This window comes from Desulfosporosinus acidiphilus SJ4, from assembly GCF_000255115.2.
In the GTDB taxonomy this organism is placed as follows: domain Bacteria; phylum Bacillota; class Desulfitobacteriia; order Desulfitobacteriales; family Desulfitobacteriaceae; genus Desulfosporosinus; species Desulfosporosinus acidiphilus.
Map to the genome: position 1 here is coordinate 4,565,124 of NC_018068.1, position 25,090 is coordinate 4,590,213.

The 25,090-nt window shown below is 36.5% G+C and carries 18 protein-coding genes; 1 reads left to right on the forward strand and 17 read right to left on the reverse strand.

Annotation, left to right across the window (positions count from 1 at the left end):
• Window positions 1–823: 823 nt before the first annotated feature.
• The 16 genes from DESACI_RS21010 to DESACI_RS23295 form a co-directional block, all read right to left on the reverse strand.
• Window positions 824–1,405, reverse strand: a complete 582-nt coding sequence (locus DESACI_RS21010; RefSeq protein ID WP_014829235.1) for an acyltransferase — start codon at window positions 1,403–1,405, stop codon at window positions 824–826.
• An 81-nt stretch (window positions 1,406–1,486) separates the two neighbouring features.
• Complete coding sequence (locus DESACI_RS21015; RefSeq protein WP_014829236.1) at window positions 1,487–2,521, reverse strand: acyltransferase; 1,035 nt, start codon at window positions 2,519–2,521, stop codon at window positions 1,487–1,489.
• A gap of 128 nt (window positions 2,522–2,649) precedes the next feature.
• The gene (locus DESACI_RS21020; protein ID WP_345788481.1) at window positions 2,650–3,099 is read right to left on the reverse strand and encodes a GtrA family protein; all 450 of its coding nucleotides are present in this window, start codon (window positions 3,097–3,099) and stop codon (window positions 2,650–2,652) included.
• Window positions 3,029–3,970, reverse strand: coding sequence for a glycosyltransferase family 2 protein (locus DESACI_RS21025; RefSeq protein WP_014829238.1), 942 nt, complete (start codon window positions 3,968–3,970; stop codon window positions 3,029–3,031). The genes DESACI_RS21020 and DESACI_RS21025 overlap by 71 nt, the downstream gene beginning before the upstream one ends.
• A 36-nt stretch (window positions 3,971–4,006) precedes the next feature.
• Window positions 4,007–6,073, reverse strand: a complete 2,067-nt coding sequence (locus DESACI_RS21030) for a DUF6311 domain-containing protein (protein ID WP_041276167.1) — start codon at window positions 6,071–6,073, stop codon at window positions 4,007–4,009.
• A gap of 45 nt (window positions 6,074–6,118) precedes the next feature.
• Window positions 6,119–6,610 carry a hypothetical protein gene (locus DESACI_RS21035; protein ID WP_041276168.1) on the reverse strand — a complete coding sequence of 164 codons (492 nt, stop codon included), beginning with the start codon at window positions 6,608–6,610 and terminating at the stop codon, window positions 6,119–6,121.
• Window positions 6,611–6,698: 88 nt separating this feature from the next.
• Window positions 6,699–7,784, reverse strand: a complete 1,086-nt coding sequence (locus DESACI_RS21040; protein ID WP_014829240.1) for a glycosyltransferase family 4 protein — start codon at window positions 7,782–7,784, stop codon at window positions 6,699–6,701.
• A gap of 61 nt (window positions 7,785–7,845) precedes the next feature.
• A complete protein-coding gene (locus DESACI_RS21045) occupies window positions 7,846–9,156 on the reverse strand; it encodes a glycosyltransferase family 4 protein (RefSeq protein ID WP_014829241.1) in 1,311 nt (436 codons plus the stop codon).
• Window positions 9,153–10,193, reverse strand: coding sequence for a glycosyltransferase family 4 protein (locus DESACI_RS21050; RefSeq protein WP_014829242.1), 1,041 nt, complete (start codon window positions 10,191–10,193; stop codon window positions 9,153–9,155). The genes DESACI_RS21045 and DESACI_RS21050 overlap by 4 nt, the downstream gene beginning before the upstream one ends.
• Entirely contained in the window at window positions 10,190–11,314 is a 1,125-nt protein-coding gene (locus tag DESACI_RS21055; RefSeq protein ID WP_014829243.1) for a glycosyltransferase, read from the reverse strand. Before DESACI_RS21055 ends, DESACI_RS21050 begins: the two co-directional genes overlap by 4 nt.
• Before the next feature lie 4 nt (window positions 11,315–11,318).
• On the reverse strand, window positions 11,319–12,848 hold the full coding sequence (locus DESACI_RS23290; protein ID WP_014829244.1) for a class I SAM-dependent methyltransferase: 1,530 nt from the start codon (window positions 12,846–12,848) through the stop codon (window positions 11,319–11,321).
• Between the two features lie 108 nt (window positions 12,849–12,956).
• Entirely contained in the window at window positions 12,957–14,282 is a 1,326-nt protein-coding gene (locus DESACI_RS21065; RefSeq protein ID WP_014829245.1) for an ABC transporter ATP-binding protein, read from the reverse strand.
• A gap of 10 nt (window positions 14,283–14,292) precedes the next feature.
• A complete protein-coding gene (locus DESACI_RS21070; RefSeq protein ID WP_014829246.1) occupies window positions 14,293–15,069 on the reverse strand; it encodes an ABC transporter permease in 777 nt (258 codons plus the stop codon).
• Window positions 15,069–16,112: a GDP-mannose 4,6-dehydratase gene (gene gmd, locus DESACI_RS21075; RefSeq protein WP_014829247.1), complete on the reverse strand. Its 1,044-nt coding sequence runs from the start codon at window positions 16,110–16,112 to the stop codon at window positions 15,069–15,071. The genes DESACI_RS21070 and gmd overlap by 1 nt, the downstream gene beginning before the upstream one ends.
• Window positions 16,113–16,295: 183 nt before the next feature.
• Window positions 16,296–17,204 carry a GDP-mannose 4,6-dehydratase gene (locus DESACI_RS21080; protein WP_242833209.1) on the reverse strand — a complete coding sequence of 303 codons (909 nt, stop codon included), beginning with the start codon at window positions 17,202–17,204 and terminating at the stop codon, window positions 16,296–16,298.
• Between the two features lie 102 nt (window positions 17,205–17,306).
• Window positions 17,307–18,686, reverse strand: coding sequence for an exopolysaccharide biosynthesis polyprenyl glycosylphosphotransferase (locus DESACI_RS23295; RefSeq protein ID WP_158310205.1), 1,380 nt, complete (start codon window positions 18,684–18,686; stop codon window positions 17,307–17,309).
• A 670-nt stretch (window positions 18,687–19,356) separates the two neighbouring features.
• Between DESACI_RS23295 and DESACI_RS21090 the strand changes: the two genes are divergently transcribed.
• Window positions 19,357–22,884, forward strand: a complete 3,528-nt coding sequence (locus DESACI_RS21090) for a cell wall-binding repeat-containing protein (RefSeq protein ID WP_014829250.1) — start codon at window positions 19,357–19,359, stop codon at window positions 22,882–22,884.
• 150 nt (window positions 22,885–23,034) lie between these two features.
• On the opposite strand, the gene DESACI_RS21095 is transcribed toward DESACI_RS21090, so the two are convergent.
• Window positions 23,035–24,747 (reverse strand): cell wall-binding repeat-containing protein, encoded by a 1,713-nt coding sequence (locus DESACI_RS21095; protein WP_014829251.1) that lies wholly within the window; start codon window positions 24,745–24,747, stop codon window positions 23,035–23,037.
• Window positions 24,748–25,090 lie beyond the last annotated feature (343 nt).

The following is a 25,090-nucleotide window of genomic DNA, read 5'->3' on the forward strand; positions in this document are numbered from 1 at the left end:
CTTTTCATTTTATAGTTCATAAGTATTACAGGCTGAATTGAACTAATTCTAATAACATAACAAATATCAAAACTATTAGCAACTGTTTTAATAGATTTCCTTTTAAAAATACCTAATGATACCACTTTTTCTTCCAAGTATCACTGGCATTTCATAAACATTGCAATGAATTTGTCAAGTAAAGATTTCAATTTGCTATGTTGTATTAAACCACTGCGCGGTTGCTTTGCGAGTCCCCATTACCAAGTTTCATGATATGATCTCTTCAGTTTAAATCTATTAAAATTGAAAGGATTATTTTTATGTCTTAGAATACCCAGGCTATTTCTTCTCATCTTCAAAAGATGATTCCAGTTAAAGTTATTTCCAAAAAATTCACAGGTAACTTCTTAACCTTCTATAACAGTCTTCATCTGCTAAATTCTGTTGCATCAAGAGTCATAACTTTAGATTTATTCCTGTCCCTTTAATCCGTCCACAAAAAACTCACCGACTCGCCGATACAGGTCTGTTATCATTCTGCATGTTCTACTTAATCGTCTCGTTAAAACCCGGCATTATGCGGCTGCAATTTAGTCGAAACATTACATCAAATCTTTTGAGATTCAGGTCAAGAATACCACGAAATCCACACTTCTTTAGTTTCTAGACACCATTTTATCTCAAGATATAGGCAAAAAATTAGCGGGGATGTTGAGTTTGTCAATAAGTATGTTAAAAAGTTGAATACCGTTCAGCTAGTTATAAGCCAAGTACATATTATATTTGATTCTAATCGACTGTTAAAGTGTGCAAATTAAATTCTAGCATCATGGTCAGGAAATTAAAAGGATATTTCTTTAATTACCTTAGCAGGAATTCCAGCAACGATTGAATAAGGGGGCACATCTCTATTTACAAAAGAACATGACGCTACTACAGAGTGCTCTCCGATTATACAGGGACCAGCAATTGTAGAGTTGCTAGCTACCCACGAACCCCTCTTAATAATAACATCTCTTCCAGAACTTGGGAAATCTCTCTGACGTTTCTCGTCAAATGAGTAATAATTATGTGTTCCAGTTATGACTGAAACATTATGACCAAAAAATACCCAATCCTCTATAGTAATATTTCCACTAGAAAGATTAAAAAGTGCATTATTTAGCACGGCTGTATTTGCAATATTCAACCTTTCCTTTTCATTACCAAAAACCAAATATTTGTCCGTAATTATTTTCTTGATTGTATTCTCAAATTCCTTAGTGTTTAGATAATCAATATTAATAGTTGTATTCTCAGTATTTTCCTTTAATAGACATTGAATTTGAGATTGAATTTGTGACTGAAATTCATTACTACTTAAGTAGTGATATAAATGTTCTTTTAGTATTCGTTTAATGATATTACTTATTAGTTTGGGCACTATTTCAACTCCTATAATTATTTTCCCACTTAGTCGTTAAATAACCCCAATTCTGATACTTGAGTTGCTTTTTTATCCGGATCATCCGAATATTAATTTTATTACAGGAATTCGCTTCCCAACATATGTTATAACAAAGGATATAATGAATACCGTTACTATAGTAAATGGCAAGCTTGTAATCAGATTCCCGATATTTAATTTCACTTGTATCCCAAAGATTCCTTGAGATAGTAAATCCATAACTATTATGTGTATTGCATAAATACCGAGCACATTTGGTGCTAGATTTTTAGCTGTTTTACATAAATAATTATACTTATTTATATAATCGTTCAAACTATTAAAAACAACAAAAAGTGTTATTGTCATTATCACCACATTGTAGCTTAAGTAATCATAGTAATATATCCAAGGTGTACTGCCGTTTATATACGTGAGCACTGAAGTAATAACGATAGATAACATTAATATTACAATACAGGTGATCAATTTCTTGCCTTTTAATTTAAAATCTTTTAGATAATGTCCCGCAACATAGTAACAAATGTAAAATAAAAAATACGTAAAGGCATTTAGTCTGACAGATAAATTTGGCATATAATAATTTAATAAGCTTTGTAATATTGAAAAGGAAAATGCAATTAATAACAGATACAATTGTAACCTTCTTGAGGAATTCTGCATAACTATTCTTAAAGCTGGCGTAATTAAATAAAGTCCTAAAATAATATAAAAAAAATAAAGATGTACAAAAGGTGAACCCGATAAAATTCTTTCTACAATTAAATTCGATGTTAACTGAACTTTATTATGGAATTTATCCCAGCAGAAATAAACAATAGTCCATGCCACGAAAGGTATGCCTACTCGGTATGTCCTTTTTTGGAAAAGAAGTCTCATGGATTCATTCTTACCGAGCAAAGTGTAGCCACTCAACATAACAAATAAAGGTACAGACCATCTTACACTTGAAACAATAATGTTACCAACCCACCACAATTTACTACCAAATTTATAATTTAATATAAGTGTTGCCACTGTATGTATTGTAATAACTGCAAATATCGCCAAAATTTTTGCCATATCTACCCAAGCAACTCTCTTATACTCCATTATAATCCCACCCTTCAAGTATCAAATCGGACCATCAAAACAGGCCTATCTGTTTCTTTGCATTCCGGAATAGTAAAGTCTCAACACCCAAGACCATGAGTGCATTGAACAGAAGATTATTTAAAGTCTTATCTGTCCGAAAATGTCCAGAATTTATTCAACAAAAAATTACTAACAGGAATTGCTACTGTAACAATAATTTGGCCTATAATATAGCTCCATTTAGCTATTTGAACTGAATAGTACATAATAGAGATATTTATCCCGAAACCTAGGCAAGAAACTACAATATATTTGAAAAATCTATAGGAATTTCCCTCGTTCTTAATTCTAAATGTCCAGCGCTTGTTTAGAATGTAAGATATGCATACTACTATTGAAAACCCAAATGCGGAGCTGATGACCGGGTTCTGTCGAAATACTTCAACTAATAGGACTACACTACCAAAATGAATTGAAGCTCCAATAATCCCTACAACCCCATACTTTACTATTTGCATAAAGCTTTCACGATTTAATTTCACTCTTTTTTTCTGTCCCTTCAGAAATAATAAACCTAGGTCTATGTTTGACTTCATTATAAATTGCAGCAATATATTCACCAATTACTCCCAAACTAATCATTAACACACTTCCAATAATCAACAATAAAACAATAACTGTCGTAAATCCAGTTACTGCATTCCCAGAAAATTTCATATACAGAGTTTGAATTATCATCAAAATTGCCGCAAGAAGGAACGAGACCCCTAAAACAGACACAATTCTTAACGGAATGGTTGAAAACGAAACAATAGCTTTAATACCTAACTTAACAAGATTTTTTACTGACCAAGTAGACTTACCTCCGGCTCTCTTATCAACACTGAAAGGTATCTTCTCAACTCTAAAACCCAGCCATGCTGCCATACCCCGGAAAAAGACATTTCTCTCGTCCATCTTTTTCCATTCGTTAACGACCTTTCTGTCCATTAATTTATAATCTGATGCACCATTAAGACTATATCCAGAAAAAAGCTTAAGCATTGCATAGAAAAGTCTCGAGCCAATTTTATTTATGTACGGCTCATCACCCCTACTTACCTTAATGCACTCCACAATTTCAGCACCACATTTCCAAGCCTCAATCATATCCTTTATAAGTTTCGGCGGATGCTGCAGGTCAGCATCCATTATGATTACCCCATCTCCTTCAGCTTTTTCAAGACCAGCACACAAGGCTTGCTCTTTCCCAAAGTTTCTGCTGAGTCTATAAGCTCTAATTTGGGGAATGATAGTATGCAACTCCATAATAATATTCCATGATGCATCCTTAGATCCGTCATCTATGAATATTAATTCAAATGGAATACCTAAGTTATTAACTTGATTAACAATAAGAATAATGCTATCTTTCAAATGCTCCGCTTCGTTATATATAGGTATTACAATGGAGATTAATTTTTTCATTTGAAGCATCTACCTTCTTTCAAAATGTGCCATAATTTATTTGACTTCGGGTTTTATGTCAATTGCCATCTGAACACTCAAGTGAGTTTTATCACCATTATGAATTATTTCGTCAGGTATAAATGTATCTTCCGAACTGAAATTAATAGAGCTATTCGCATTTAAGAGGATCTTAATTGATTCATCGGGTTTAAGTCTAACTGATTGATCTGAAGCTCCTTTTTTGATTTTCAAACTTATTCCCTGAGGCCTAAAAATTTTTGGGGGAGCTGTAATTGTTATCTGTGCATCTTGCCCACTCGTATTGACACTCCAATTCTTGCCACACCAAGATGCTTTACCATTTAGTATGCAATAATTGTTATCCCATACTTCTCCATCAAACCATACTGCATTTATGTTGTTTGGGACTTTCCATAAAAAAATTCCAGATTGATCGATTAGTGGTTTACCAAGTAACATTTCAAGGTTATTTCTAATAGATATCTCATGTTGTGATTTAGAACGTGGAATATATATGACCCTTTTAGCTTTTGTTAACCTGATTAATGCAGCTAAATAATTTTGCGTTAAATATTTTTGGCTATCATCATTGATTTCTAATAATTGCTTAAAACTTGTCATTGCTGGGGTGTTTTTCGCATAGCCATATAAATTTACTACTGGAAAAGCGTATCTTCCATCTGCTAGCGCTTCCATTACAACATTGAAATTAGAAGTAAAGAAAGCTGTAGGTTCGCCTTTCAAATTATCATAAAAAGCTCCATTCCGCAGAAGAGCTTGATTCGACGAAGGTATCTGAAATGATGGAAAGGGTATTATAGGAAGCCAAGTCAAATAAATAGAAATCAACAAAATTAATGTTATTGCTTTACTTTTTCTTGTATTATTATTTAAATAATCCTCAAGTGCTAAAATTATGAGAATAATTATTCCGACATCTCCATAAAGCATTAATCTTGATGGTAATGCCTGCTTAAGTAACGGCAAATGTTCAATTAAAATCCACGGCAAAGTAATTTTTGTAGTATATCCTAATATATGAAGATAGGGTCCCATGGATAATATGATTGAAATTAATACAAGTGAAAATAGTATTTTAGTTAATCTTCTTTTCCATAGTCTTTGCGCCGCCCAAAATAATAATAGAATCGCGGATAATCCAAGGTATCCGTTTTGTTCCGCAACATTACCAGTATACTTTGATGCTATAAGCGTTGTCGCATGACCATGAAGTAAATATATTGGGGTTGGTAAAATAAAGCCAAGTAAATCATTGACATAAAAATTTCTAGGTTGAATTGGACTAGAATAAGAAATTGTAAACGGTCCCCAAAAAAGTTCTATGATACCTGGTAATATAAATAGTGTACAAATTCCAAGTGCTACCAATATAGTTTTAATATTTATAGGGATAAAAATATTAGAACACTTGTCCCTCGCGTTTATAAACATTAAACCCAAAAGTATTAATAATATCATTGCAGCAGTAGCAAAAACCTCTAGAGACGTATAAAATTGACATGCAGCTATAAATCCCAAAATGAATCCATATAATAATGGCCTTGTAACATTTTTGTTGATAATGTCAATTGACATGTATATTATTGCTAATAAAAAGACGACAGTAAGTAAATTTGCATGACCCAATGAGTGAGCTGATAAATATGGCATTAACCCAAATAGCCCACCGCCAAGTACTGACATCCACCTCCTGGAACCTAACTTATAGAGAATTAAATTACCCAAATAACATGACACAACCATATTAATAAAAAATAATAAGTTATAAGCAAAAACTGTATTGCACAGATACACTATTGGTCCTATTAAAAATGATTCGGCTAATATAGACGTTACTGCCATTAGATTAATTCCACCAGGATAGTTTAAAAGGCGTGAAATAAATGGATTCTGGCCATGTAAGATAGAATTCCAAAAGGATCCGAGAAACCACATTGCCTGTTCAGAATCGCCACCGCCTCCGACCTGCATTGCAAACGGATGCAGCAATGCTTTACCCATAAAGATAAAAGCGATAAATACATATATAATAAGTTCAAATATTACCCATAATATTTCTTTACTGGGTTTTGTCTTCAAAGGAATAAGCACCTCTCTCTATCCTTGCCAAATCAAATGTCTTTTTCATTGGACATCTAGATTAATGAGCGGAATATCTTTACTCTTATCCTTAAACCAAGAAACTCCCTCTTGAACCATATCTAACTGTACAATATATTGTCCTTGTTGATTAGGCGCCTTCACAATCAATGACAAAGTAACCTTCTGCCCTGGAAGAAGATCCTTAGGAAGACTTGAGCGCAGTCCATCATCGATTATAGAATATTTATCTGTATTCAAAACGTGATATGACATATGCACTGGATTTGAACCGTCATAAGGCCAAATAAAATTACTTGTATTTGTAACCACTACCTTTTCGGTTATAGTCTGTCCTGGCTTACAATTCAGCGTTTTCCTATTAAGAGAAAATTTTTCACTATAAATTTTTGACTTTTGATCGAAACCATTGAGCGTCATATAATGGGCATTCATTATACGAGCGTTCAAGACAAGAAGACCTAAGATCAGAAGGGGTAGAAGAATAAAGACACCAATTTCCACTTTGCGTTTCATACGATTATTCCTCACTACTACTTTCTATACTACAAGCAAATTGTTTTCTTGAACAACCTACTGTTACCATACTAAACCGTCCCATTTATTATCTTAATGCTTCTCTATATGCTTCCGTTATTTGGTCTAATGTATCACTCCACGAAAATAACTTGATTCTTTCCAACCCCCTTAATCTTAGTTCCTCTTTTATCTCCTGGCTACCTAGAATTCCAGAAACCACTTCGTATATACTATTCTCATTCAGAGGATCAAAAAGTATGGCGGCTTCTCCAGCTACTTCTGGAATAGAGGAAGAATTTGAGGTTGCTACAGGTGTTCCACAGGCCATAGCCTCTAAAATCGGGAGTCCAAACCCTTCATAAAGCGACGGAAAAACGAATAATTCCGACATGCTATAAAGTGAAATCAAATCCTGTTGATCCACGGAGCCTAAATAGAAAATGTTATCGGCATTTCGAGAATTAGTATTTAATGTGTTCCCTCTCCAGCTTCCACCGATTATGGCAAGATCGATTTTAAACGTTTCACTAAGCCGAGGAAATATCTTAATTAACCGCTCAACGTTTTTTCTTGGCTCATTTCCGCCTATAGTTAAAACGTAAGGTCTATGTAGTCCAAATTTATTTCGGACATTAGTTAAAGTGTTTAAATCAGTGACTGGTTTAAATTCCTCACTGCATCCTAGGTAAATAACTTTTATTTTCTTCTCCTGAACTGCGAAATACTTAAGTATTTCTTGCTTTGAAAAGTTCGAATCCGTTATGATATATTCCGTTCGTCCCGTTGAGATTGCCATGGCTAACTTATAGTAGATTCGTTCAACCAAACTTTTAAGATATTGACCTTTTAACACTGCCGGAATTACATCGTGAACTGTAACCAATGATTTACAACCAGGGAATACCGGTAATCCAAAATTCATGGGATTATGTAGAATATCGATATTATTTTCTTTAAGATACCTTGGTAAATCAATCTGTTCCCATGCAAGTCTTTTTAACCGCGACGAATATAATTTGCTTAAACTACTTTGTCTTGAGAGTTCCATCCCATCATAAACAGGAACAGTAACTATGTCAGAATAGATTCTTGGTATTTCTTCCAAAAGAATTCTACTATAGTTTCCTATTCCTGTTCGTGGCATAGCTCTCATGTCTATTGCGACGCGCACTATTCGACCTCCAATTTTCTATAACTAATGTATATTTCTTATCTCGAGCATAAAAAATTATTTAGAGAACCTTAATAATACGCTTAGATAAAAATTTAAGATAGTCTCCATTTTCCTCTGTAATACCAAGCTGAATGAGTTTATCTGCTATAGTGTCAAGATATTTTGTAGTAAAAGATCTTAACCTATCCTTTGAAATAAAGGAACTGATTTTTTGGGCAATCAAATCAGGGTCGTGTTCCTGAAGAACATATTCTTTAGCTGCGCTTCCTAACCCCTGCATTCCTACCTTATCTCGAACAAGGTTTTCTATGGCTTTTTTTAATGCGGGTTTCTCAAACTCCTCTTCTATAGGAACTTTCACTACAACTTCATCTGGCAACTCAGAAAACCATGCATCATCAGACACAATACAAGCTTTTCCTGCTGTCATTGCTCTCAACAAAGTAGCTGATGTCTCACCCATTGATGGATATCGTAGATTTACTACAATATCAACACAATGAATTAACTTTTCGAATTCGTGAATTGAGATATAACCCGTCTTCATAATTTTTTCATTCAAACAAGCGTCAACATAATCGCCTTCGCCTACCATTAAGTACTTAACTTTAAGGTTTTGGTCTGTTTGAATTTCATTGATTGCTTTAATAACCTGATAATTTCTCTTCGTAGGTGCGATATATCCAAAGGATGCAACTAAAATCTCGTCGTCAGTTACTCCATATTTTGCTCTAACTCTTTTAATCTCATCATCTAAAATATTTATTTCATTATTATAATTAATTTGATTTATATGCTCTACATGAGGGTTACATATTCCTGTTTGAAGCACCATCTTTTTTGCATATTCCGAGTGAACTATTATACCTTTAGCATTTTCTACTACACGCCTTACTAACGGTAATTTTCCAGGTTTATTGTATTGCAGCGGAGGAAGATCTCCAGTTAGGACTTCTTTGGCCGCACGGATTCCGTTATCACCATAATTATAGTAAAGCTCTGAAAGATATAACTCATTACTCTTCAAATAGTTTAAATAATAACCTGTAATTAGATAATAGAGTACAAAATCATGTAGAATCACATACCCTGGATATTCAAGAAAAACATCATACATTCCAGCATGAAATTCGGGGTTATTCCCTAAATTGTATATAATCGCATCATATTTGATAAGCCTCTTGCGATCGTTCTTATGTTTCTTAAAATCAAATATTCTATATTGTGATATTGCAGAATTATTCGGCTTAAAACCATCAACCCAGAGATCTATTTCACTGTACCTGCTTAAATAGGAAAGGAGAAATTCAGAGTAATCTGAAATACCGCTTTTTAGTGGGTTTAATGGACTGAAGTACGCAATTTTCATCCAATTAACCTCTCTATCACATAATCCCAACTAATATTAAGTTTTTTCATAAGCTTAGAACCATTTTCGCCTAATTGACGGGCTTTTTCTTTGTTATCATATAGTATATCTATGGTTTCAGCTATTTCCTTCGGATCAGTATTAAGAATAAAACCGTTTGAGTTATTGACAAATTCCAGAGGACCACCAGAATCTTCATGTGTTATTACGGATTTACCTGAGAAAAACGCCTCTAAGGTCACATAGCCATAATCTTCTTGATGAGGTCCAAAGTAAACACTTAGACAATTAGAATATAATCGTATTTTCTCCTCTTCACTAATAAAACCTAACATTTCTAACTTCGATTCTGTTCCATCTTCTCTTACGATTTTCCTTATTTGCTCAATATACCTCGGATCTCCACTACCGGCAAGTACTACCTTTACAGGAGATTTACAATACTTTAAAGCCTTAACTAGAAGTAATTGACGTTTAATGCTGTCAATTCGGCTCGGATAAAATATGTAGTCATCAATGTTATTAGGCTCAAGTTTTTCCAAATTCATTGGTGGAGGGTAAAGAGGAGTAGACTCTATCCCATTGTATCGCATTAGTCTGTCAGTTACTGTTGTCGAAATTGTGAATATTTTCTTGGCCTCTCTTAAATGTATGTTGTCATTTTCGATAATAAGTTGTCGAACTTCCGGTCCTGACTCCATATTATGTAAATCCCCATGCCCAGTATTCCATAATTCATAAGCTTGTCTATGTTGATGGAGGAGCCAGAGAACTTTATTAGGATGGGATATATAATAAGCCGGAAATTTTGTTCCTATCAAAAGATCGATCTTTTGACCATTTACTTCAGTTAGGTCAACGAGTTGAGATAAGACCATTCCATCAATAAGGGTCTTGGCTGGATACCATTTAAACGGGATAGTAATAATATCAGCTTCATACCCCCTAGCTCTCAAGGCATCAAGCAGCATTTGGGCATGTATTTCCGCTCCGCCGCGTATAAATGGGACCTGAACTGTCGCAATTGCAACTTTCAAATTGGCTCACTTCCTATTACTTTATTCAACGAAGCGTTAAATCTTTCTTGAATATTTTGCTGTGAAAATCTTCTGTATAAATTTATATAACCATTATCTTGGCAAAACTCTTTTATCTCCAAATCATGGAATACGGTATAAAGCGCAGCAGCGGCCAAGTTGTAATCAATCGATTCGAGCACAATCTGATCAGGACCTACAGTCTCCTTCAGAGCACTCCCATTAAAGGTAACTATTGGTAAACCATGGAACTGCGCCTCTATGAGCGGTACACAAAACCCCTCATGTTCACTCATACATAAGAAAGCGTCGGAAGATAAATAAAGTGCTTTAATATCCTGCAGCGGTAGCTTGTCCGTAAAACTAATATTTTCTTCCAAATTTTTTTCTCTAATAATACCTCTTAATTCATCCATATAACTTTTGAGATGGTGGGTGTCAATACTCCCCACGAGCCACAATTGAATATCCTTATCATAATTATCTTTATAATTTTTAATAACATTGATTAAATGCTTATGGCCTTTATTCGGAGCTATTCGACCAACAAAAAAAACATTTTTCCTTTTATTACTAAATACTTGATTAACTAATGAAATATTTGGAGATATTTCAGACCAATCTTCAATTGCATGGAAAGGCGGGACAACGTCAATGCTTTCATATTGTAAACCGTAGTTTAATAAATCTATCTTGTTATATTCCGAATCTGCCAGCCAATGCCCGTTTTCGTAAATCCGAATAAACCTTGCTGTTTGCTCCCTACCCTGAAGAGTCATTTCGTAATATAACTGTGAATAAGATTTAAAAAATTCTGGAGGCGTAATATTATGATATCTGAAAAACAAATGAGCTTTGCAATGATTAATAAGTTCTTCTCCCTTATCCCAAAAAACACTATGGTGATAAATCAAAATATTTTTTTTATCCTTTAGATATTTTAATAAGTCATATTCATTCATTTTGTATCTTTCAAAATCACCTAAATAGTTCTCTGCATAGATAAACACTTCATAGTTCATATTAGTTAACGTTTGGTACATTCCAAGAATGTCATGTCCAATAGCATCTCCATCAACAACTGTTTGATGTGCAATTACTACCTTAAGCCTTTGGTTCATCCTGCTATACCACTTCCTTACGTAGAACAATTGCATAATCCTGTGCATCGTAAAATAGGCTATTAAATCGATCGATAAGTAAATCTACTCTACTATCACAAACTTGCTCCATACTATTAGTTGATATTCTAGAGGAAATGTCTGGGTTAAGTGCCAACTGGTCAACTACCTTTAACCCTACACTTTCGGCAACAAATTGCAAGGTTATTGGATGAACCGGGCGAATGTGAGATAAATCCATATAGAACCAGTTGCTAATTGCCTGTATGTTCTGGGGGTTAATTGTTTCCAATATCAAAATACCTGATACTTTTAGCTTCGAGTGAACGAGATTAATGAATCGAATTAAAAGCCTTGACTCCAAGTGTTCAATAACCTGAAGAGCTATGATTCCATCCAAACTATTGTCTTCTTGGCCTTCTAGATAGGTAAATAAATCCGATTGAATGACAGGCAGACCTCTATCTTGGCAATAACCAACCATATCCTCGTTGAGATCAATCCCCATAACGCCAATTCCATTTTCAGACAAAAGCTCTACAAACTCCCCACGACCGCAGCCAATATCCAAAACATTGCTTTTATTTCTAAAATAGTCAAGATAAACCTTCTGACGCTCTTTAATTTCTTCTCTGCTCCCTCTAAATCTCTGTTCGAAAAGAAAATAGTCGATATCTAGATTATCATTCTTGTCCTCCTGAATCAGGCGCTCCACGGTTTGAGTACCTAATTCAAGATTAAGACCTTTGTTAATTTTTCTTTCCAACCTTCTTAATCGGTCAGCTATCAAGGTGAGTTCAGGTTCTAAAGAACGCTTCGTTTGTTCTTCTACTTGAGAGAATATCTCTGCCATACCTATCTTTTCTGACAGTTCTGCTCTGTCCACCTTAGCTGCTAACATATCACGGATTGCCTCAAATTTCGATTCATCGACTTTGCTAGCAAGAAGACCTTTTATCACCTCAAGTTCTTCTGAACCAGCTTTCCCAGCAAGATATCCCTTTAAGAGCTCAACGTCATTTCGATCTGCTTTATCTTTTAAGTTATCGGTAAAGGACTCGAATCCTCTACCTGAAATACTAAGTTCTTCGAATTGATGATTGACTGAATTCATAATAGCATCTAAGTCATGATTCTTAGTCAATATTTCTTGCAGAGCCTTAGTCTGTTCGTGAGCATAATCACCCAAAATATTAAGTGTTCGTGTTACGCTAGCATTAAACTCACGTTGGCGATCAATCGGAGGATTTATATACCAGCGCAGGAATTTCCGCACAAATTTTTTTCCAAATACAATAAAACGCCCAATTATTTTGCGGTGAGAAGTAATCGGATAATCAATAATAATATTCCAAGTCAAATTATTCTGCCTCAGTTCCGAATCCAGTGAGCTAAGACCCTTCTCCTCAACCAAGGTATTCCTAGTTTTTGTAATATTATTAGAGTTGGCCAAGATCATTGTCGTCTTCTTAGTCTTCATGGTATCTTGGATCCTTCTCATTACTTCCTCGATAGTAAGATGTGAATTTGCCATTGTTATCTCCTTTATCTTAGATATTGCTAAGGCCTCTAGATTCTAGGCATTTCACGTGCAAGAAAGAAATAAATAATGTACTATATTGATAATTAGTTAGTTCATCTTTTAGATAACATGTTCCCCTTTCAAAGCTTGAAAGACCTCCCATTGATGATCTAAGCGGCACACCCCTACATCCTTAATATGTGAATACATGTTAAATATCACGCTTCGGGCCCAATAATCATACTGTGTCCCAAGACCGTCACTGCTAGCAACATTTAGGTAATATTCACCTTCTACTAGATTTAGCTTTTCGATATTTGCTCTGACAACGACTTCATCCCCGAGCTTCTCAACATCTACTGGATATCTATCAATAAACGTATTACTTCCATAGCACCAAATATCGTCATTGCGATAAATCGCAATTCCAAAAACCAAATTTGAAATTGATTTATTAATCTTGCAAAGCATTTGAATAGTGCATGGTTGACCACTTTCAAATGTAAATCTTGATTGTCCGGAATTATCCAGCATCACGACTTCATTGATATTTACTGCACCGTTTCCCCAACGTCTTTTCTCATCAATTGATTGGGGAAACGTGGATTCATTTTCGAATTCTGGGTTGTTTTCCGAAACAACCCCATCGCCAATTATCATTTCCGGAGAACGCTCTGCCTTTTGCCGATTCTCAGCTTCTAATCTCAGATTCTCTTTGCCAAACATTGTAACCCTATAATCATCAATAACCTCTGAAGCAATTCCTTTTCTAACTATTTTTCCTTCATGAAGCCATACTAGTTCGTCGCAAAGCATTTCTAGCTGACTCATACTGTGGGAAACAATGACAGTTGTTACCCCTAAGCTTTTAAAGGATTTCATCTTGTTTAGACACTTTTTCTGAAAGCTTTCGTCTCCCACAGCCAAAATCTCATCTACTAGTAACACATCTGGTTCAACGTTAATGGCAATGGAAAAAGCAAGCCTCATATACATTCCTGATGAATAGGTTCGCACAGGACTATCAATAAACTCCTCCAGTTCCGAAAAACTAATAATTTCATCGAGCTTCCTATCGATATCCTTTTTGGTCAAACCAAAAATAGCCGCATTCATATAGATATTTTCTATTCCACTGAAATCAGGGTGGAATCCCGCTCCTAGTTCAAGCAAACTAGAAACCTTTCCTCTTATTTGAATACCGCCTCTGTCCGGGTATAAGATTCGCGTCATAAGTTTCAACAGAGTGCTCTTTCCCGAACCATTCTGCCCTATTAGTCCGATGGTTTTCCCCCGTTCCACCTTAAGATCTACACCTTTTAGAACCCAAAGATCGTCATACTTGCGTCTATGACTAAAAAGAACTCTTTCCTTCAAAGTTGGTGCACGGTCATGAAACAACCGGAATCTTTTCCAAATATCTTGGGCCTCAATTACATATTCCATTTAAAAACTCCTATATTTGTTCTGCAAAACCTTTAGATAAATGCTTGAAAAGCTTATAACCAAAAATGAGTATCAGAAACGACATAAGCGTAAATAAGCCTATGCCCGGAAAATAAGGAAATACGCCGTAATATAGAATATCTCTATAGGCTTCCATTAAAGTAACCATCGGATTAAGGAAGATATACCCTAAATATTTCGCTGGAACAACGTTTAAAGGGTAGACTATCGGAGTCAGGTAAAACCAAGCCATTATAACTATACCCCAAATATGTTCTACATCTCTAAAATAGACGTTTATTGCTGAAACAACTAAACTTACCCCTAATGTAAAAATAAATTCGCTTATCATGACTATTGGTAACGCCAATAAACTCAATGTTAGGGGAATTTGAAAGAGAAGCAAAGCTATAATACAAATAATAAAACTTAGGCCCAAATTAACAAGGCCTGCAGTTGTAGAGGCCAGTGGAAGAATTTCGCGCGGAAAATATACCTTTTTGATAATATTGTTGTTGCTAACAATTAGGTTCGCAGCTTCCTGAGTCGTGCTTGTAAAGAATATCCACGGCAAAAGCACTACAAACAAGAACATGGGATAGTGCTCGACATTCATCCTCATTATTGTGGAAAATACTAGTGAATACACAACCAATTGCAGTAATGGATTTATAAATGTCCAAAGAAATCCAAAAAATGATGCCTTATACCGTGTGCGCAAATTTCGCTTCACCATATTTTTCAACATTTCTCTATAAGTATATGTCTCACGGAAAACTGCAACCATTAAGCAGATACTCCTTTATTTTCCTTTTGTACTGCTTGTGCGACTCGGTTCAAATCCTCATTCATCATCATGCTCACCAGTTCTTCAAATCCTATAATACGATCCCAACCTAAAGTGCCGCATGCTTTTGCAGGGCTACCAAGAAGCAATTCAACTTCTGCTGGTCTAAAGAAACTCGGATCAACCACAACTAAGGTCTTCCCACTTATCTTGTCTCTTCCTTTTTCCTTCACACCTTCTCCTACCCATTCCAGTTCAAAGCCTGCAAAGCGAAATGCTAGCTGTACAAATTCACGAACGGAATGAGTCTCTCCTGAAGCAATAACATAATCTTCAGCTACTTTTTGCTGAAGCATTAACCACATTGCTTTGACATAATCTCCTGCATAACCCCAATCCCGCTTAGCATCCAAATTACCTAAGTATAATTTATCCTGTAACCCAAACTTAATTCGTGCCACTGCATCTGTTATTTTACGTGTAACAAATTCTAAACCACGTCGTGGAGACTCATGGTTGAATAAAATCCCCGAACAAGCGTACATCTGATAACTTTCTCGATAGTTCTTAGTAATCCAGTGCCCATAGAGCTTAGCTACTCCATAAGGACTCCGCGGATAAAAGGGGGTTGTTTCTGTTTGGGGAGTTTCCTGAACTAAGCCAAACATTTCGCTCGTTGAAGCTTGATAAAAACGGGCTTCAGGCTTTACTATGCGAATTGCTTCAAGCATATTAGTTACTCCTAGAGCATCAATTTCGGCTGTTGCCAAGGGTTGTTCCCAGGATGTAGCCACAAAAGATTGAGCGGCAAGATTATACACTTCATCCGGTTGAGCAATCTTCATAGCCCCGATAAGGGATGGTAAATCCGTCATATCGGCATAAATAAATTCTAACTGTTCCTTCAAATGATCTACTGTACCAAAGTCAACTTTACTCTTTCGCCTAACTATCCCATAAACTTTATAACCTTTTTCTAAAAGCAATTCGGCTAAATAGGATCCATCCTGACCAGTTATACCTGTTATCAAAGCGCTCTTCATATAATTTTACAACCCTTTCTTAATTGAAGTTTACATCTTATTTGTGAATTTTGCTGTCTCTACTATGTAATATATTTTGGCGCACTCTCAAGTATTTGTGTTTGTTTCTCAAGAGCAATAAGCAAACTCATTTTGTTTATTCAGTAATACCAAATGTAGCCTATATGCCTTCCTTCGGGCATTCTACATGCGATTCTTCCATTCGTTCAGAACCTCTCTTAAACTATCTTCAATAGCATAGCTGGGTTCCCAACCTACAGCGGATTTTATTTTACTATTGTCTCCAACAGCATAAATATTCTCCGAAGGACGAATCTTCTTCTCATCAAGTTGTACTGCTAAATCATCATATTCAGTGCACATAAGCTGTAAAATATCGCTTATCTTTCTGCCCTCACCAGAACATATATTATAGGTTTCACCCGCAAGACCTTTTTCAGCTAATAGGCGATATGCTCGTACTATATCCCTTACATCAGTGAAATCCCTATATACATCAAGTCGCCCTACTCTGATAATTCCGTCCCCCTTTGATGCTTCGATAATTTGGCGGGCAAAATCGGGTACAACGAAACCCTCACTTTGACTAACCCCAATATGATTAAATGGGCGCGTATTTATGATGGGCAGCTTGTACATTTGACCAAGTTGTAAGGCAATACGCTCCGCTGCATATTTCGAAGTCGCATAGGGGTTTTGTGGATTCGGAGGCATAGATTCCGCAAACCTTTCCCCGAATAACTTTCCAGGCCCATAAATCTCCGATGAGCTCACAATAATAATAGACTTAATATCTCTCCCATTCAATGATTCCAACAAATTGATCGTTCCCACAACATTAGCATCAAACGATGCCTTAGGATCAGTCCAAGAACGGCTTACCGAAGCATTTCCTGCAAGATGAAAAACCAAATCCGGATTAAGTTCCTCCACCGCTTGTTTTAATATATTTTTATCCAAGATATTTATATCTCTATACTGATTATCACACAATTCAAATCTACCCATGCCAATCCCGCTGACTGTATAGCCATACTCTAGAAGTTCTTTGGCCAAATATTTACCTACAAAACCATTTATGCCGGTTATCATCACTCGCACGAAAATTTATTCCCCTCTCCATATTCGGTGTTTTTAAAACTTCTTCATTTAGCCCGTATTGTAGTACCAACTCCATTATTCAATAAGAAAATATTACCCAGCTCCTTTTCTACACAAAACCGCCGGAATTGTCTGTAATATTATCTTCATGTCAAAGCCCAGAGACCAATTATGTATGTAGAATAGATCCATTTGAATTCTATCTTCATAACTCACATCATTACGCCCGCTTACTTGCCATAAACCGGTAAGTCCGGGTTTTACACGAAGAATTATTTTGCCATGAGTACCATATCGGGCAAGTTCTGATGGAACAATTGGACGTGGCCCAACAAAACTTAAATCACCTTTTAAAATATTTATCAATTGAGGCAGTTCGTCCAAACTCCACTTTCTTAAGTACTTTCCTAAGGGTGTTATACGCGGATCGTTTTCGATCTTATAATTATCATAATAGTTTTTATTTATCCCATCATTTTCAAGGAGGATTTTAAGTTGTCTTTCCGAGTCTATCACCATTGTACGAAACTTAAAAATTCGGACTTTTTTTCCATCAAGACCTAAGCGCTCTTGAGAAAATATTGCATGTCTAGGCGAATCAAATAATAAGATTACCCATAAAAAAGCCATAAGCCATGAAGTCAGTACTATACCTATAATAGCCAGTATCACATCCAAAATTCTCTTAAAGCGTTTTGAGACGCCATCTACAACCAAATCTTTAGGACCTAAGAGGAGAATCCCTCTATAATTAATTGTTTTTAACGGAATTGACAATAAACTACTAACCGACGGCACAATAAATAGGGGAATATAATTAAGTTCGCAATAAGAAATTAGGGGCTCTAGTTGTCCTACCTTCTCCTCGTAAACCAACATGCCTAGCTCTCTTGTATTCACTAAGCCTAACTTATTTGCAATCTCGTGATGACTATCCACTAATTCTTCCAGATTGCTAATTAAAGATTGTTTAGCCACAACCCTAAGTCTCATCTCTAGAACCAGTTTTTCCAAGAGGTTTTCATTATTAGACATGAATCCTATAGCCACTAAAGGTAATTTTGCCTTATCACCGAGACTTGATTTATATACTTTTGATAATAGATATCTTGCCGTTATTGCTAAAATAAAGTTGACTCCAAAAAATACGGTGAAATAGATACGAGAGTAGCTCACATAGCGGACGTAAAAGGATATAACATAAAAAAAAGCAGCACTATACATTAGTGAGCGAAAATAAATCTGCGGATGGACTTGTAATAGGTTTGGCGTTTCATAGTTCCCTGAAATATATAATAAGCTTATGAAAATAATACCTATCAGCACTAACATTATTAAATAGGCGTTGATACTGATAACAGATATATCATTCAAGAATTTCAAATATCCGACTATGAAGCTGCTTATAGCATACACCACTAAATCTAAAACAAAAAAACGCACACTTAATTTAGATACTCTTCCAGAGTACAACAATTCGATTAACCTCCGCTGTTATGAGAGAAATATTCCGCATAGTTTTTCATATATAATTCTTATTCGACGCTATCAACAATTATCCTTCCATGTAAACTCCAATATTTCAGTTATGCCTGACTTGAAGTTCTTCAATAGATTGATTGAACTATTTAAACTGAAGATAGAATTGTGCCCTTTTTCTTCGATCTCCGATATTGTTCACTTCAGAATATACCTTAAGATACACATTAACTCGTTCTAACGCTGCTCCTTGTTTTATAGAGTGGTACAAAATAACTTTTAATCCTCAATAGCAAAGATACTCAAAAAAATAGAAACATCTTTCGAAAATACAATATTTTTATACATGTAATATTTATAAAATAAACAATTTTTATAATTTTTTATATTATCTTAATATTTGCAGGATTTCTAATCAGTATGTAGAATAATAGATTTGGTTAATGATGGTTTCTTTACTTGTTATTGTTTATTATTATTGCTTTTATAATACCTTTTATTATTGAGTAATGAGCGCTAACTCCAAATAACACTCTTATTTTTTTATCTCCTCCATTTATTTACTTATCTGCTTAACTTTATTAATTGCCTTTATTTTAAGGGGGTGGTGGGCGACTTATTTACACCGATGTGGAACTTACTATTGAAAGGAGACTTTTACTACATGAAAAAAAGTAAAAAATTCCTTACATCGTTAGCAATCATAAGTATGACCTTAACCACAGTTCCTTCACATGCTTTTGCTGAAAATGCCGCTTCAACACGTCTAGCCGGCACAACCGCAGCACAAACTGCAACAGCAATTGCCGATCAAACCGGCTGGACCGGTACAGCAATTCTTGCATCTTCCGCTTCCTATGGTATGGTTGATGCTCTGACTGCCGGCCCTCTTTCTAGTTACCTAAAAGCTCCAATCCTGTTAACCGGTCCTGGAAATACCCTTGACCCTGATACTAAAGCAGAACTCACCAAACTCAATGTTAAAACAGTTTATGTCACAAGCGGTAAAGCTGTTATCAGCCAAGCAGTGCTTGACCAACTGTCAGCCATGGGCATTAAAGTTGTTTCCATCGGCGGACAAGATCGTGCTGAAACTTCCGTTAACATTGCTAAGAAAATGGTCGGCGTAACCAAAGTTGCCGTTGCCAATGGATTACAAGATGCTCTTTCCATTGCTTCTATTGCTTCGGCTGCTAATGAACCAATCCTCATTACCGACAAGAATTCTGTTCCTCCTAGTGTTGCCGCCTTTTTAGCAGCTAACCCAAGCATTACTTCAACCGATATCATCGGCGGAACAGGTGTGATCAGTGATTCAGTAGCGGCTCAATTCCCTCATGCAACCCGTCATGCCGGAGCAACGGCTTATGACACCAATAACCAAGTCATCCAAGATTTTAGTTCGTCCCTCCAGTTTGCCAACGTTTATGTTGCCAATGGCAAAACCGGGATTGATGCCCTTGCTGGTGCGCCTCTTGCAGCTCTGACAAAGTCCCCCATTGTCCTCACAGACGGAACTGTTCCTGCATCAGCAACCTTTGTCCACAGCAAATTAGCCGAAAATGCAGTTGTTACCGCTTTGGGCGGTGCAGCTGTTGTTTCCGACGCAGTGCGTACCGGTGTTCTCACTGGCAGTGTCCCTTCACAGGTCGGTCCATTGAATGTCACATCTGTAACTGCTGTAAGTGCCAGCAGCATCAAAGTCCAGTTTAATACTGCTCCGGCTGATACCAGCAAAGTTACATTCTCGATTACAAATTCTGGGGCTCCTGTTACGGTTACTCCTACTTGGAACGATACCAAAACAGTCGCTACCCTGAGTGGTTCGGCAAACTTCCCTGAAGGAACCTATACCGTTAGTGTGAAAAATGGCGAATCTGATCTTGGTTCAAGCACCGTGGCTATTACAACGCAAAAGATCGCTAAGATAAACATTACCGCAACCAAACTTGCTGTTACTCAGGCTACCACAGGCAGCGGCATCGGCTATGCAACCTTTTCGGTTATTGACCAATATGGCAACGATATTACTAACAGCTATCTTGCTAATAACATTCAGTGGCAATGTGGAGTCGGTAACATTACTTCACCTTCACACGGTGTCTTAAAAGTTACACCAAACGGTCAGAACCTCCTTACCTTCTCTACGGTAGTTCTTACAGGCTATGATTCAACCTCAGGTGTTTCCGCCAGTGCAACGCTGCCTACCTCGACAGCAATGGGAACCTTAAGCAGCATTACGCTGAATAAACTGACCAACGTTAATAACACACCGCTTACTGCTGCCGATACCAGCGACACATGGTATGTTGATTACACCGCTAACGATATGAGCGGTAACCCTACTAACGACTATAACTTAGTTAAAAACGGTTTAATCTTAACCGGAGTAAATTCTGATCAATTGTCAGTTTCCAGTCCCTATGTCATTGCTAAAATTGTACAAGATCCTAACGACAGTAACAAAGCTGCAATTCAAGTTACAGTCACTGTTGACACTATTCAAACGGATATGCCTGTAACCATTACTGCTATGGGCTGGCAAGGGGCACCTTCGGGATTACAGTTAACATTAAAGAAACAGCAATCACTTTATTCATTTAATTTGATGGCGCCTTCATATAATGTCGCTTCAGGTGAATCTAAAATGATTCCCTTTATGGCATACGATCAAAATGGAAAACAATTAACTAAATATGATGACATCAAAGATATTACTACTGGCCTTACCAGTTGTACGCTTGTGGAGAATGTTGACGGAACTGCTAGTTTATTTAATACACCTATTGCTGTTTCAGGTAATCAAAGTATTCCTGAAATTTTAACTGCAGTCACAACAACTGGCAAATTTAGCTCCATAACTCTTAATGTTCAGCCAACTGCGCAACCAAAGACGCTAACATTGAATACGTCAGTGCTATTAAGTACCATGCAGAATGGATCTGAACAATTCATTGACTTCGGCATTAACTACGGTGGTCTTAGCGTTAAAGATCAATATGGCCGAATCTATGATATGATTGGCAAGGCAACTACTTCGTCTGCTCTTACTATCGGCGGAACTGTGGCAATCCCTAAATATTGTTACCAAGTCATAGCAACAACTTCCGGCTCTATTTCGGTAACCGGCACTGATATCTATGGTAACTCAACCTACTTGACACCTAATCCGATTGCATCCGGGGCAAAAGGCATCTGCATCAAAGCAAATGCTGCAAATTCAACCAACCCAACGGGAGCAGGATCAGGAACTATTACTTTCAAACTAATTAATGCCCTTGATGGCCATCTCGGTACTGTTTCAGACCCCCATACGATTATTGATTCACAATCCGTGGATATCTCAGTTCTTGCCGACACGGATGTAAAAGGATACACAATCGACCCTGTCCCCAATCCAATCTATGCTGTAAATGATAACTCCACTCTTAGTGATTATGACATTGACTATGCTGCAAACCCCCATGTCTATGGAACGACATCTTCAGGATCAAAGATAAAACTTAGAGGCAAGCCAGTTATCGCTGTAGCTGTGGACTCAAAAGATTTTACAGTTGTTAATAACGCGGCATCCGGTCCCATTGCCTATGATAAAGTGAAGGTCGTTGCTAACGATTTAGACCCAAGCAAAGATTCATCTAGTACGAATCTGACAGTAACACTTAATGGCGCAGACGGTTTAGTCCACGCCCTGACAACACCCATTAAATCTTCAACAGCGTCACCCGTAACGAAAATGCTTGTTGCTGCAGTTGGAACCTATTTACCAACCAACTCACTTAACGATATAGGTGATGTGGCTAAAATAAGCGCAAACTGGCTTGATAAGAATAAGATCATGGCTAGATTTGACAGCAACGGGACCGTTGGTACTTACGGTCCAACTCATAACGGATATGATAACACGGCTAATCTCAACACCATAGGTCGTGCTGCCGTCTACTTCTTAGGAGTTGACCAGTACGGAACAAAAGCAATTCCTTTAGATTCGATAAGAGTCGTTTCCGCGGTCAAAGCTGATGGAGTAACACCTAGCGCCTTTAGCATGAATCTTGATGGGACGATCGTTACGCCACCTGATGTAGGAGATGTAATTAAACTAACGGCTGTTAGCAAAAATGGTATGATTAAATCTATCGAAATTATTGTACAGCCTACGGATCCTACCTATATGTCAATCTATACCGACTAGAATAATCGAACCATTAAGTAGCGAATAAGATTTAAAGTCCTCAAATTCTAAGAATTTGAGGACTTTTCTTGCATCAATTTAATCGTTTTCATGGCGTAAGTTAGGAAAGCAAAAACGATGTTAGTCTTTAAATATTTTAACTAAATAAGATTACTTTGTAACACCATAGACAATATTTGAGAAAGTACTCGGCCCCTTGTCACAGACAGCCTGGACTTTGTAATAATACATCGTACCTGCAGTTGCAGAACTGTCCGTATAATTAGAAACCGTTACCGATGTAAGCTTGTTATATGTCCCACCATAAGATGTTGCCCTATATATATTGTAATACATAGCATTAGGAACACCAATCCAACTGAGCAGGATTTGTGAATTGCTTTGGGTGATTGCAACAAGATTCGTCGGAGGAGAAAAAACATTCTTGTCCAGTAATGCAGTCGCGTACGCTACACTTGAATACGGACCGGTGCCCGTTGTATTTGCTGCCTGCACTTTATAGTAATATGTTACACCCGAAAAAGCATTATCATCAATATAGTATGGGTAATTAACCGAAGCAATAAGTTTGTATACCCCCGAATCGGCTGTAGTTCTATATACATTATAGGAAACAGCATTATTTATTGAATCCCATGACAAATCAATCTCGTTCGTGTCCGGGGAATTTATTAAAACATGAGTCGGACTTCCTAGTACACCGTTATTATCTGCCCCAGTATTAGCACTACCTGAATTGGAATTGGCATTACCTGTATTGGTATTAGTATTAGTATTAGTATTTGTATTAGTGTTTGTATTAGTGTTTGTATTAGTGTTTGTATTAGTGTTTGTATTAGTGTTTGTATTAGTGTTTGTATTAGTGTTGTTATCAGTATTAGAACCACTACATGCGGTAATAGTGCTTAGCAAATTGTCCGATACTACTGCTGTCCCACCTAAAGCAATTACTTTTTTAATGTTGTTCGCATTTTCCGTAAAATAACTGTTCGTTTCTTCATTTAAAGGTTCTTTTACAAGAATGACCGGCGATTTCGTTAATGAAGCAAGTACAGATCCGGACAATGCATCAGGGTAGGACTCACCTGTCGCAACATAACAAGTATTTAAATTAAGATCATTAGCAAATGCTTTTAATATTTCAATGTTCGTATTATAGTGATCACTGGAACTTAATCTTTGGGGCGCGGGAAGTTGATTAAAAATAGAATCACTAACATACGTTTCATCGCCTAGAACGTAGGTTTTCGTTACTGATTTTTCTATGTAATCCTTTATATTCGTTTCAAGCTCAGTACTAGGTGTAAGAATAATTGGCATTCTTTTTTGTGCCGCTATCGGAGCAGCTGATAATACGTCCTGAAAATCATCACCTGATGCAATCACAGCTTCAGTAGACTCTCCCAAAACTTGGGCAACATCTAAAGATGTCTCATAACGGTCCTGCCCAGCAATTCTCCAGACGTTAATCCCTAAAGCTTCTATATCTTGCTCCACACCTGCAGAGAGTATCCCGGTTCCTCCAATCATAATGACACTCTTTACATTTAAGTTTAAAAGTTCTTCTTTCGTGGCATCTTCCAGATGATTGGTTGAATTAAGTAAGATAGGAGCATCATATTTTGCAGCAAGAGGTGCGGCGCACAAGGCATCAGGAAAATTCACCCCGCTGGCAACAATTGCGTAATAAGACGAAGTCCAACCTGCTTTGGCAATAGCTGAAGAAGTTTGATACTGGTCTTCACCGGCAAATCGCGCGCTTTGAATGTTTGATGAAGATAAAGCATAGGTACCTTTAGGGGCTATTATCATTGAAACAAACAAACAAAGTAAGATTGCTAAAAACTTAAGTTTCATTTTCATCAAGACAATCAACTCTCTTTCAATTCTTAATCATCTTTCGTTTAGATTATTAATTAGAAGCTGAAATGTTCTTAGAATTTTATGTATCGGCTTATTAAAGAAATCCCTTCTGCCGTCAAAACAAATTCTTTAAAGCAGTATCAATAATCATGAATTTACTATACAAATTATAGCATAAAGAACTCAAAATTTCCTACCCTATTTATTTCTTATTCATTTTAACTGGAACTATGATTTACCTGTGGTCTACGGCTACTTTAGATTTTCAGTTTGCATATTTCGCCTTAAAGCCCAGTTACTAAAGCTATTATTTTAAAATTAATTTAATTCGCGTTATATCTTT